11 protein-coding genes and 1 tRNA gene are annotated in these 12,288 nt (G+C 49.7%); 7 read left to right on the plus strand and 5 right to left on the minus strand.

Annotation, left to right across the window (positions count from 1 at the left end; genetic code table 11):
• Nucleotides 1-157 precede the first annotated feature (157 nt).
• Nucleotides 158-1,324: a cyanate transporter gene (locus MUG06_RS10025; protein ID WP_243078448.1), complete on the minus strand. Its 1,167-nt coding sequence runs from the start codon at nucleotides 1,322-1,324 to the stop codon at nucleotides 158-160.
• A gap of 87 nt (nucleotides 1,325-1,411) precedes the next feature.
• On the opposite strand from MUG06_RS10025, the gene MUG06_RS10030 reads away from it, so the two are divergent.
• From MUG06_RS10030 to dbpA, 3 genes are all read left to right on the plus strand, one after another.
• Complete coding sequence (locus MUG06_RS10030) at nucleotides 1,412-2,272, plus strand: LysR family transcriptional regulator (RefSeq protein ID WP_215847501.1); 861 nt, start codon at nucleotides 1,412-1,414, stop codon at nucleotides 2,270-2,272.
• Between the two features lie 88 nt (nucleotides 2,273-2,360).
• Entirely contained in the window at nucleotides 2,361-3,734 is a 1,374-nt protein-coding gene (locus MUG06_RS10035; RefSeq protein ID WP_243078449.1) for an amidohydrolase, read from the plus strand.
• A gap of 989 nt (nucleotides 3,735-4,723) precedes the next feature.
• The gene (gene dbpA / locus MUG06_RS10040) at nucleotides 4,724-6,106 is read left to right on the plus strand and encodes an ATP-dependent RNA helicase DbpA (RefSeq protein ID WP_243078450.1); all 1,383 of its coding nucleotides are present in this window, start codon (nucleotides 4,724-4,726) and stop codon (nucleotides 6,104-6,106) included.
• A gap of 53 nt (nucleotides 6,107-6,159) precedes the next feature.
• On the opposite strand, the gene MUG06_RS10045 is transcribed toward dbpA, so the two are convergent.
• The gene (locus MUG06_RS10045; RefSeq protein ID WP_243078451.1) at nucleotides 6,160-6,552 is read right to left on the minus strand and encodes a NirD/YgiW/YdeI family stress tolerance protein; all 393 of its coding nucleotides are present in this window, start codon (nucleotides 6,550-6,552) and stop codon (nucleotides 6,160-6,162) included.
• Nucleotides 6,553-6,720: 168 nt separating this feature from the next.
• Between MUG06_RS10045 and MUG06_RS10050 the strand changes: the two genes are divergently transcribed.
• The 4 genes from MUG06_RS10050 (at nucleotide 6,721) to MUG06_RS10060 (ending at nucleotide 10,643) form a co-directional block, all read left to right on the plus strand.
• A complete protein-coding gene (locus MUG06_RS10050) occupies nucleotides 6,721-7,683 on the plus strand; it encodes a chemotaxis protein (RefSeq protein ID WP_215847504.1) in 963 nt (320 codons plus the stop codon).
• 120 nt (nucleotides 7,684-7,803) lie between these two features.
• On the plus strand, nucleotides 7,804-7,935 hold the full coding sequence (locus MUG06_RS22805) for a hypothetical protein (protein WP_256449279.1): 132 nt from the start codon (nucleotides 7,804-7,806) through the stop codon (nucleotides 7,933-7,935).
• Between the two features lie 309 nt (nucleotides 7,936-8,244).
• Nucleotides 8,245-9,810 carry a methyl-accepting chemotaxis protein gene (locus MUG06_RS10055; RefSeq protein ID WP_243078452.1) on the plus strand — a complete coding sequence of 522 codons (1,566 nt, stop codon included), beginning with the start codon at nucleotides 8,245-8,247 and terminating at the stop codon, nucleotides 9,808-9,810.
• Nucleotides 9,811-10,124: 314 nt separating this feature from the next.
• A complete protein-coding gene (locus MUG06_RS10060) occupies nucleotides 10,125-10,643 on the plus strand; it encodes an SRPBCC domain-containing protein (protein WP_243078531.1) in 519 nt (172 codons plus the stop codon).
• An 85-nt stretch (nucleotides 10,644-10,728) separates the two neighbouring features.
• Here MUG06_RS10060 and MUG06_RS10065 read toward each other — a convergent pair whose 3' ends face one another.
• From MUG06_RS10065 to MUG06_RS10075, 3 genes are all read right to left on the minus strand, one after another.
• Nucleotides 10,729-10,896: a cold-shock protein gene (locus MUG06_RS10065; RefSeq protein ID WP_243078532.1), complete on the minus strand. Its 168-nt coding sequence runs from the start codon at nucleotides 10,894-10,896 to the stop codon at nucleotides 10,729-10,731.
• A 9-nt stretch (nucleotides 10,897-10,905) separates the two neighbouring features.
• Nucleotides 10,906-11,118 carry a cold-shock protein gene (locus tag MUG06_RS10070; protein ID WP_215847506.1) on the minus strand — a complete coding sequence of 71 codons (213 nt, stop codon included), beginning with the start codon at nucleotides 11,116-11,118 and terminating at the stop codon, nucleotides 10,906-10,908.
• 1,026 nt (nucleotides 11,119-12,144) lie between these two features.
• Nucleotides 12,145-12,220, minus strand: a tRNA-Thr gene (locus MUG06_RS10075).
• Nucleotides 12,221-12,288: the final 68 nt, after the last annotated feature.

A 12,288-nucleotide genomic window follows, 5' to 3' on the forward strand; every position in this document is an offset into this window, starting at 1 on the left:
CTTTAACATCTTTTTTGGTCAGACCACATTTAAGATGCTGAGGCTTATTGGCAACAGATGGTTAATGTTTTGTTAACTTCAGGCAATAAAAAAGCCGTGAATTTTCCTGTTCTGTGAAGCAGGAAAATTTTTCGGCTTAATTGGTAGGACCAAAAAATTACTTTTCTGGGAAAGCGTGCGGATAACTGCGTGGATGGAAACAGAGGTTTAACACAATCAACAGCAGCGTCACCGCACCTTGCATCAACCAAACGCTGGCAAAGCTGTGGGTTAATGTATGCAACTGTCCGGCGATAAACGGCATACACCCTGCGATAATGAATCCCACGCCTTGCATAAATGCCACCAGACGTGCCCCCGCATGGGGATGAGACAGATGATCCAGCGCCAGTACCAAGGCTAACGGAAAGGCGCCGCCCAGACCGAATCCCGCTACGCCTGCCCAGATCCACGGTGCGGCCTGCGGGGCAAACAGAAATCCCATCATGCCGCAGAACTGCATGCCCAATGCCAGCAGTAATAATGGCCGACGATCGGCTCCGCGAGCCAGCAGCGGTAGCAACAATGCCCCGGCCACCTGACAGCTGATCATCATAGCAAGCAAGCTGCCGCCCGCCTGCGCGCTCCAGCCCTGTTGATGATAGAAATCGGGCAGCCACGCGACGCAGATGGCATATCCGCCATTGACCAACCCAAAGCTCAGCGCCAGCGTCCACGCCCGCGTTTTGCGCCACAGTGCAGGTATTGCCCGCTGCGTAGATTTCTCCGGCGCGGCAGTGGGAATAAACAGCCACAACAGCATCGCGCACAGCGTCGGTATCGCCCAACTGCTTAACGCACCTTGCCACCCCATCTGTGCGCTCAGCCACGGCGTTAAGGCGGCAGCCAGGCCGCCACCGCCCATCAACGCTCCAGCCCATAATCCCGTAATCGCTGCGCTGCGCTCACCAAAGCGTTGGCGAATCAATCCCGGCATCGCCATTTGCACCACACCAATGCCTAATCCACCCGGAATGGTGCTAAAGACTAATAGACTGCCCTGAGCGATAAACAGGCGGCTGAATGTCGCCAAACTCAGTAACATCAATCCGCCTGTCAGCAATTTACGGACAGCGATGCGCTGCATTAAGGGTGCGCTTAACAGCGCAATCGCTCCCATCATCATCATGGGTATAGCGGGCAGTAAAGACGCGGCTAATGGCGTCAGCCCAATGGTCTGACGTAACTGGCCGAGCAACGGACTCACCGAGGTCATTAAAGGGCGCATATTCAGGCCCGCCAATACCAACGCGATAAGCATCATCATTTCTGTCTGTCGTTTCATCCACAACTCAAATAATTAAAGATTGCCAGCCTGACAGCGCTGGTTACTATTTGGAAATTAAATATTGCTCTAATTGATAGTGGGAAAATGAATCGACAGCCGATGTTTACGCCTCAACAGTTGTTAAGTTTTGTTGCCGTTTGCGAAACCACCAGCTTTACCCGCGCTGCCGATCGTGTGCATTTGTCGCAATCCACTGTGAGTCAGCAAGTGCGGCGGCTGGAAGAAATGGTAGGTAAAGCGTTACTGGAACGCTCTTCGCATCAGGTGCAGATTACCGAAGAAGGTGAAAAGCTGCTGGGCTATGCCCGGCGCATCATTGCGCTGAACGGCGAAGCGCATGACGTATTAAGCGACAAATGGCGTGACGGCGTGCTACGTCTTGGTGTGCCGGAAGATTTTGCCGCACCTACCGCAGGATTGTTAGCCGCTTTCAGTCGTCAACATCCGCATTTACGACTCGATGTGATGAGCGGCATGCACGTTGAATTGCGCCGTGCGTGGCAGCGTGAGGAGCTGGACATCATGCTGATCAAACAGCCTTACGGCGAACGTCCACTGGCGGCGCGCCCGGAACCCTTGCTCTGGCTCGACAGCGCCGCCTATCCCTGTTTTGAACAAACGCCAGTGCCGCTGGTGCTGTTTCCTCAGCAGGGTTTGTACCGTGAAGAGATGTGCCAGACGCTGGATGCGATGGACCGCAGTTGGCGTATTGGTTATAGCAGCGCGAGTCTGGTTGCTTTGGCGGCAGCGAGCGCACAAGGCTTGGGGTTAACCCTGTTGCCCGCCAGCTGTCGCTTACCCGAACATCGGGTGCTAGGGCGCGAACAGGGTTTGCCGGAGATCGATATTTTTGAGCTGGCGCTGTTTTGCCGTCATCCCGAAGAGAATTTGCAGTATCAACTGGCGCAGGCTTTGGTCGATTTCGGCCAGCTGAGCTGGCAGTGATTTTTCAAATAGCCAGCAGTGGAAAATAGCGCAGCGGCCGCCGCCAGCTTTTGTCAGATTAAGATTCTCTTTTTTGCAGGAGCCTCTGATGACTATTTCCCCTTCTTCAAGCCGTCGTGAATTTCTTGGTAACGGCGCACGCTGGGCAGCCGCAGGGAGTTTGCTGGCTGCTGGCATGAGCCAGACCAGTTTTGCCGCCAATACGACATCTCACTCGCCAGCTGCTTTGCCCAGTACCGATCACTATTTACTGCGGAATGTTCGCCTTGAAGAAGGCTTTGAGCGTGAAGGCGAAGAGATCGTTGCGACTAAAACTGGGCTGTATGACATCAGCATTCGTGATGGTAAATTTGATCAGTTACACCCAGCCGGTCAGGGTGACGCTTCACTGACGGCCTGGGATGCGCAAGGTGCGCTGCTGCTGCCCTCCACTCACGATATGCATATCCATCTCGATAAAACATTTTATGGCGGCCCGTGGCAGGCACCGCGTCCACGTCAGGGCAAAACCATTATGGATATGATAGCCCGTGAGCAGGTGTTGATCCCGCAGTTACTGCCCACCTCAGTCGCGCGAGCAGAAAGTCTGATTGCCTTGTTGCAATCCAAGGGTTCGACTCAGGCACGCAGCCATTGCAATATCGACCCGGTCAGCGGTCTGAAAAGCCTGGAGCATCTCCAAACCGCGCTGGCGAAGCACCCTGAATTTCCCTGCGAAATCGTGGCATTTCCGCAGCACGGTTTATTGCATTCGCAGGTCGATGGATTGATGCGTGAAGCGATGCAGCACGGCGTGCAGTATGTCGGCGGACTGGATCCGACGAATGTCGATGGCGCGATGGAAAAGTCGCTGGATGCGATGTTCCAGATCGCGCTCGATTTCCAACGCGGCGTGGATATCCACCTGCATGAAACCTCGCCAGCCGGCGTTGCGGCGATTCGCTATATGATCGATACCGTGGCAAAGAACCCGGCGCTGAAAGGCAAAGTGACCATCAGTCACGGCTTTGCGCTGGCGACGCTGGAAGGCGCTGAGCTGGATAAAATGATTCAAGGGTTGGTTGAGCAGCAATTTAGCGTGGCGTCGACGCTGCCGATTGGCAAGCTGACCATGCCGATTCCGCAGTTGCAGACAGCGGGTGTTAAGGTGATGACCGGCACCGACAGCGTGGTCGATCACTGGTCGCCGTTTGGCACCGGCAGTATGTTGGAAAAAGCCAATCTCTATGCGCAGCTCTATCGTGGTTCGGATGAGTTTTCACTGACGCGTGCACTGGCGATTGCGACCAATGATTTGCTGCCGCTGTCAGCAGAAGGTCAACGTCAATGGCCACAGCAAGGTGATGACGCCAATATGATGATAGTTGCCGCGAGCTGCTCAGCTGAAGCCGTTTCGCGCATCTCGCCAGTGGTTGCCACCTTCTCACGCGGCAAAGCGGTGTTCGCACTGCAACACGTTTAATTGCTCCAATGCTCAACGCAGTTACAACGCGAAGTATGACGGGTATGACGCTCAGATACCCTAAATAATTCGTGTTGCAGCAAGGCGGCAAGCGTGTGAGTCCCCGGGAGCTTACGCCGGTAAGTGACCGGGGTGAGCACGTGCAGCCAACGCAGCTGCAGCGCGAAGCATGACGCTCAGATACCCTAAATAATTCGTGTTGCAGCAAGGCGGCAAGCGTGTGAGTCCCCGGGAGCTTACGCCGGTAAGTGACCGGGGTGAGCACGTGCAGCCAACGCAGCTGCAGCGCGAAGTATGACGGGTAAAAATGACAAAGCCTCCCGCAGGAGGCTTTAATCAGACAGACAAAGCAGCAGCGTTACACGCTTTTAGCTTTGCAACCTTTTGACATTAATTCCATTGCCAACGCATATAAACGACGATCTTCCTGATCACAGGGCTCATCTTCCGCATAACACCCGATCATTGAAGCAATCTTATCAGCTGATAAGCTTTCCCCATGAACGTGCAGCGTCAACACGGCGCGGCCCACTATTTTAAGTACATCTTCATGTGATCCCTGGAGACTATTACTCAATGAAAAACCCTCTAACGGTCGTTGTAATAGATGTATGGCGCGCTAAATATAAAGCAATTGTCTTAAGATTTTTATCGGCAACTTAAGGGTAATTTTTTAATGATTAATTGTATTACTGGAGTAAATAAAAAGGATTTATCTGATTAACATAGGAATAAACTTTTCAAATCGGCATGTTATAAAGTTATTTATGGCCTTATTTTTTCTTCGCTCCAGACCATTATCGAAATTTAACGCTTAACTGATTAAAATTTACCAACCATTTTCGAAAAACTTCAGGTTATTCCTAATGCCCTGCACGTTAAAAGATTCACAGCCTTAACCTACGAGGTTGCCGTTGCTGTTGGACGCGCTTTCTGCCAGACTTGCGCGCGCAATAATGCCCTACTTTTTTAGCCTCAGAGGCCGCGCCGTGACTGCTTTTTCAACCCTCAATTCGCTTCCCGAAAGCCAACTCGATAACCTGCGCGAGATGGGCTACACCAGCATGACGCCGGTTCAGGCCGCCACGCTGCCCGCCATTTTGCAGGGTCGCGACGTGCGTGCGCAGGCGAAAACCGGCAGCGGTAAAACCGCAGCCTTTGGCATTGGTTTGCTACAACATATCGACAGCGCACAGTTCCAGACGCAGGCGCTGATCCTGTGCCCAACGCGTGAATTAGCGGATCAGGTTAGCAATGTGTTGCGTCAACTGGCGCGCTTCACGCGTAATATCAAAATTTTGACGCTGTGCGGTGGCCAGCCGATGAGCGCTCAGCGCGATTCATTGATTCACGCTCCGCATATTGTGGTCGGCACGCCGGGCCGTATTCTTGATCACCTCAAACGTGAAACGTTAAAGCTTGAGAATCTGCGCACGCTGGTGTTGGATGAAGCGGATCGTATGCTGGAAATGGGGTTCCGTGATGATATGGAAACCATCATTAAAGCTACACCAGCATCGCGTCAAACGCTGCTGTTCTCTGCGACCTGGCCTGAAGGAATCGCCGCCATTAGCACCCGGTTTCAGCGCGATGCTCTGAGCGTGGTAACAGAAGAAGTCAGTGAACTGCCCTCCATTGATCAACAGTTTATTGAAGCCAGCCACAACGAAAAGCTATCACTGCTGATTGCGCTACTCAGCGAACGCCAGCCCTCATCCTGTGTGGTCTTTTGTAACACCAAACGCGAATGCGATGATGTTGCGGCAGCCCTTAACGATCGTGACATCAGCGCCTTGCCGCTGCATGGCGATCTGGAACAGCGCGACCGTGAACGCGTACTCATCCGCTTCTCCAACGGCAGCGGACGCGTGTTGGTTGCTACTGACGTAGCAGCGCGTGGCCTGGATATTAAGTCGCTGGCGCTGGTAGTGAATTACCAACTGGCGTGGGATCCCGAAGTGCATTTACACCGCATTGGCCGTACCGCACGTGCGGGTGAAGAAGGTGCTGCTGTGAGTTTTGTCGCCGCCGATGAAATGGCTCGCGCGCACGCGCTGGAAGATTTTTTACAGAAGTCGCTGCCGTGGGTCTCTGCCAGCACGCTGAAAAAAGGCAGCAGCAAAGCGTTACCCGCCGCAATGATGACGTTGTGCATTGATGGCGGCCGCAAAGCCAAAATTCGTCCGGGAGATATACTGGGGGCATTAACGGGTGAAGCGGGCTACCGCGCTGACCAAATTGGTAAGATCGATCTGACCCCAACGCACGCTTATGTCGCTATTGAAGCGGCTCAGGCGAAATCGGCATTGGTCAAACTCAAGCAAGGCAAAATCAAAGGCAAAGCCTGCCGCGCGATCCTGTTGAAAGATTGATTTACTAACGCATCCAGGCATGCTGGGCGAGGCGAAACCTCGCCCAATCACTGTTAAGGTTCTTCAATTTCTGTGGCGTGCAAGGTGGTATTTTCACCTTTACCGTGCACTCTACCGCTGATGCGAACCTGATCGTCCGCAGCATACTTCTTACCTTTGAACGCTTTTTCCGGTGCCACAATAGTGATGGTTCCGGTGCTGTCGCGGAACTGATAGTTATCGCCCTGCTCTTTCTTCAGAATGTAACCCTCAAGCGTGACGTAACCGTCCTGCCGAAAATCACGAATCTGATTGATGTGCGTCTGCCCGGTATCCTCAGAACCTTTATAACCTGCATCCTGCTTCGATTGAGGTTGTGGCGCTTCGCCGCCCTCAAAGCCGCCCTTTTCAGCGTAAACACCCGAACTCAACATAACTAACAGTGTCGTTAAAATGACTTTTTTCATTACGCGCTCCTTATTCAGAAAGGTTATCCATTTTTTCAATTCACTGTTAATCCTGGCACAATTATCAGACCGCGTTTTATTTCGCCTCTCTTGCCCTCACCTTTTTCACGTCGCTGCCGATAACTTCATCACACCCCTTTCCTTACCTGCGCTGATGCAGAGGCAACAATGGATAATTTTCAAAAAGAGATAGATGAGAGAGCGAACCTCGCGTTATCGAATAAATTTGAGCTGCTGCTGTTTCGCTTAGGCTCAGATCAGCTAAAAGGAAAATCCGAGCTGTTCGGGATTAACGTTTTTAAGCTGCGCGAAATCGTGCCGATGCCGACAATTACCAAAGCAGCAGGTATGAAATCGCCGCTGCTTGGCATGGCCAGTATTCGCGGTCAGTTTATTCCGGTTATCGATTTACCTGCGGTAGCGGGTTGCGTACCGGAAACGGGACTGAATCTGCTGCTGGTGACAGAATATGCGCGTAATACGCAAGCGTTCGCGGTGGAGTCAGTCGATAACATCGTGCGTCTCGACTGGAGTCAAGTGCATACCGCCGAAGCGGGCATCGGCGGACGTAATATCACCAGCATCGCCTCGCTGGATAATGACAAGCAAAGCAATAATCTGGCGATGGTGCTGGATGTTGAGCAAATTTTGTATGACATCATTCCGTCAGTGCGCGGTGTAGAGCCGGAAGCCGCCAGACCGCGTGCATTTAAATATCAGCCGGGTGCAGTGGCGATTGTTGCTGAAGATTCTAAAGTGGCGCGCCAGCTGCTGGAACAAGGGCTGAAAAGCATGGGCATTCCGGCGCTGATGTACAACACCGGTCTGGATGCGTGGGAAAAAATCAAGCAGATGAGTCAAGAGGCGCAAGCGGCAGGGGAATCGATCCACGATAAAATCGCGCTGGTGCTGACCGACCTTGAAATGCCTGAAATGGATGGCTTCACCCTGACGCGTAACATCAAACGTGACCCAATCCTCAAGCATCTTCCGGTAGTGATTCACTCTTCACTTTCCGGTAGCGCCAATGAAGATCACGTGCGCAAAGTTGGCGCAGACGGTTATGTGGCCAAGTTCGAGCTGAATGAATTATCAGACGTGATCTTCAACGTGCTGGAAGCGGCTCGTTAAGGTAAATCAAAGCAGCGGAAGGCGATTTAAGTATCGAATAGCCAGTGTCGCTTGATTCAGACTCAGCACTTTTTTGCCGCTGTTTGGCGGCTTCTTTTTTACCAACCTTGGAAAAAAATTATGCGCAGCGAAACGTTACCTGTTCAGCAATCAAGTGGTTTCCTTCGTGGTCGTTTACGTCAGCTTAGCTGGCTGGCGATCATTGCCTTTAGCGCGCTCTTTTGGGGTAGCCTGCTGGTTTTCATTTTCTAATTTGTTTGTTATCTAGCTGCTTGCGAGGTCGCCAACAACGTTTGACGACCCGCTTTGTCATTTCTACGGGTTAACCTTTTAAAAAATCATTAGCACTGTGCATTAATCCTTTTTCCCTGCCTGCTTCCGCTTGAATTCCATCAAAAATATTAAAGTTAACGTTTTTAACTCCGATAACTGTGTGCGCTGGATCACCATTTCACCTTGCACCTGTAAAGCTACGCGCAATGTCGGGCTGTGAGCGGAGAAGCAGTAAATATTAACTGTTGGAATAACTGTATTTTAATAAGAAAAACGGGGAAAGAAGACATGTTCAGTATTAAGAATATGAAGGTTGGCATCCGGCTCGCCGCCGCCTTTGGCATTGTCGTCGCGCTATTGATTGTGATTTGCGTGACATCTATCACAAAAATTAACAGTATTAAAAGTGGCATCGCCTCGATCGTCGACGATCGTTATGTGAAAGTGCGCTTGGCATTTGATGTGCGCGATGGCGTCAACGATCAGATCAAATACCTGCGCGGCATGGTGATCGATACGACCCATCCTGATTATAACGTTAAGCGCTATGGTCAACTGGATGAAGCGACCCAGCGTACCAATGTCGCCATGAAGAAAATTGCTGATATTCAAGTTACTGAGATTGGTAAAAAGAAAATTGCTGGCATGCTCGCCTCTGCCGAAGCATTTGAAAAAGTGAAAGGTGATTTGATCGCCTTGATAAAAGCCGGTGATTTTGAAGCTGCCAGCACATATGCACTCAAATCCATGACGCCGACGCAGAATAAGTTTCTCGACGATGCGATAAAGTTTGCCAATTCACAAGATGGACAGCTGCGTGCTGAAGGACAAAGTATTGTCGAAAATGGCTCTTCGGCGATTACCATCACCTTGATCTTCTCAGCGCTGGCCATTGTGGCCGCGATTCTGCTCGGCTTTTTCCTTACTCGCTCAATCGTACGTCCTTTGGTTGCGGCCGTTAGCGTAGCGGAAAGTGTTGCAGCAGGCGATCTTAGCTCGAAAATTCAGGTGACTACGCGTGATGAAACTGGCGTGCTGATGCAGGCGCTGCAGCGCATGAATGACAATCTGCTTTCCATCGTTACCGAAGTTCGTACCGGCTCTGACACCATTGCCGTCGCTTCAAATCAAATTTCCAGCGGGAACCTTGATCTTTCGACGCGTACCGAGCAACAGGCCAGTTCGCTGGAAGAAACCGCTTCAGCGATGGAGCAAATAACCTCCACCGTCAAACACAATGCCGAAAACGCGCGTGAAGCCAATCAGCTGGTTGCGTCCACTTCAAGCGTGGCGCGCGAAGGCGGTGAAGTGATGGGGCAAGTTATTGAAAAAATGGAAGCGATTGCGCTGTCGTCCAAAAAGATTGTCGACATCATCAGCGTGATTGATTCCATCGCCTTCCAGACCAATATTCTGTCGCTGAATGCCGCCGTGGAAGCGGCTCGCGCTGGTGAACAGGGACGCGGTTTTGCCGTAGTTGCTACAGAAGTACGTAATCTGGCGCAGCGTTCTGCTTCTGCCGCTAAAGAGATTAAAGTTCTGATCGAAGACTCAGTGGCGAAAGTTGATGAGGGCAGCAAGTTGGTGACGCATGCCGGATCAACCATCGGCGAAGTGGTCAACAGCGTGAAGAGCGTGGCGAATATCATGAGTGAAATTACGATTGCCAGCAGCGAGCAAAGCAGCGGTATCAGCGAAATCAATCTGGCGATTACCCAGATGGAAGCAGTAACGCAGCAGAATGCCGCGCTGGTGCAGGAAGCTTCTGCCGCATCGCAGGCGCTGCAAGATCAGGCTGAGCGGATGGCACAAGCGATGAGCGTATTTAAAGTAGGAAAGATGTCGTTAAATTAATTCCACTACGCTTTCTTTTTTTTCCCGGCAGGTCGAACTTGCCGGGATATTTTTTACTTCTAACGCGTATCACTTACAAACTACCTTCTACGCCTGACGTTCTATTCCACTTCACTCATCCACATCGTGCTTTCTGGCACGACTTTGCTCTGTTTTGTCAGTCAACATCGCATTATTAATATCACCTCACGTGATAACTAAAATAATAAATGGCGATTAGTCTTATAACTTTGCAACTGCCATTATCGTTCCCACGATTTAACTGCTTTCTTATGAGCAGATTACCCACTACAGCAGAGAATTATTTAATGAAAATGCATGCGATTAACTGGCCAGATGGCTTTTTACCCGGTTTTACCGACAATTTTTGCTCTAATGAAATGATCGTAGCAAATCTGACAACTCAGGATATTTGGCCGCTGTTGAGCAAGCCTGCTGTATGGCCGACTTATTATCAAAACTCAGCAAATGCGCGTTTTTATGACGATAAAGGCCCCGAACTGGAACAAGATGTCCGCTTCTATTTTGAAACCTTTGGTTTTCCAGTTGAGGCTCGCGTCACAGAATATGTCGCGCCTGCACAGGGCGAAGCTGCTCGTATTTCCTGGCATGGTTGGGCGGGAGAAGAAGGCAGTGATGAACGTTTAGATGTGTTGCACGCCTGGCTAATTGAGGATTTACCTGGCAATCGCGTACGTATCCTGACGCAGGAAACCCAAAAGGGTAAACCAGCAGTAGCGTTAGCGAAGGCAAAGCCGAATCCGATGATCAATGGACATCAGGATTGGTTGGATGGACTGGTTAATGCAGCTCTAGCGAATCGCGTGTTATAAAATCCAAAAACTAAAAAGGCCGCCAATCGGCAGCCTTTCAAATTATCGTTTATGCAACAACGCTATAAAGCTCACTTAGCCTTTCTCAGAGGGCGTAAGGCCTGCTCTGATATGCAATCCTTGCCGTGTTAATTTGAACAACGACAGATTTGCAGAAAATGCATTTCGCTCCATGCGGGTTGGCTCTCGTCACATCAAAGTGTGATGTGCGGTACTGTGAGCCATTACAGTGTAGACATTTAAAACGAGTAATTTTAAGTCCTTAGAGACCAACAACGTTTGCAGCAGATGGGCCTTTAGCGCCATTTTCTACTGTAAACTCAACTTGTTGACCTTCATCCAGTGAACGGAAATCAGTACCCTGGATAGCAGAGAAATGGACGAATACGTCCTTGCTGCCGTCTGCTGGAGAGATGAAACCGAAACCTTTCTCTGCGTTGAACCATTTTACGGTGCCGCGGATTTTGTTAGACATGTTTAATTCCTTAATATTTGAGCCTTCCGGCGTAAATGGCCTGAGAACAGATTTTAATCAGAACGTAAGAGAAGACTCAAAAAGAAGGGATGTCTCACGACAAACTTAGAGATGAGAACTGCTTTGGGTACTTACTTTGATAGTGTCTGTCAATCAAACCGACGGATGCATTAGCTCATATTGAGCGAAGTGATGCAAGCGCTTTCTTAACTTAAATCTATTGTCTGAAAAACCGAGGCGTGAATCGCACCCTCATAAAAAGAGTCAATTCGGCGGCAAAAAAAGAGGTTTCTCTCAAACGACTCGATAAAAAAGGCAATAAAACTCAGGCTACCGAGCACAGTTGAGCGTTTTTGTCATACAGGTTTCAGTGACGGTATAGAAGAAAGGTAATGCATTACGCTTCGCCTGATCTTTTGGAGGGATTGGTGATGTGGCTTAGCGATCTGGCGCATTTATGATGTGCTTAATCTACTTCTCACCCTCTTTACTGTGGTGTTTGGCGCTGTCAGATAAAAACCCACCTTAGCTAGCTTGCTTGCTAAAATAGATGTGCCCTGCTCTTTTTTGATTTCCATAAGAGTAAACAGGCAACAAATTATTATCCTGCACTTTAATTAAAAAATAATGAAAACCCTTGTCATTTGCATTATTAAAGAAAGCGAAATCCCTAATGAATGACTGCACCAGAGGCGGATCGGCAGTGTATTCATTCTCTACTCTGACATTGACAAGATCGAGTTAATTTGCAGATAAAAAGCCTTATTAAATAAGTATGTTACAAGAAAATAAGTAATGCGCAAATTAAATAATGACACACAAATGGTTATGATAACGACATTAAAATAAATATCCCTACCAAAATAAGAAAATAATTAAACCCATGAAAAATTGAATGGTAATGAATAACGTCTAATGATTCCGTCAACCCACTAAATAATAACTTATAAAAGCGAAAAAAAATAAATAAGGAAGGATGTGTATCGACAATCCAATATTGCATGATCAATACGGAAGGATAAAACGTGGTGCCGGAAACAGGAATCGAACCTGCGACCTTCGCGTTACGAGTGCGCTGCTCTACCAACTGAGCTATACCGGCATTGTGGTGGGATACTGCGGGGCGTTACGTTAGAAAAAATCACAAATTGAGTCAAGACCGAAACAGCG

The organism is Pantoea sp. MQR6 (assembly GCF_022761075.1).
GTDB lineage: Bacteria > Pseudomonadota > Gammaproteobacteria > Enterobacterales > Enterobacteriaceae > Pantoea > Pantoea phytostimulans.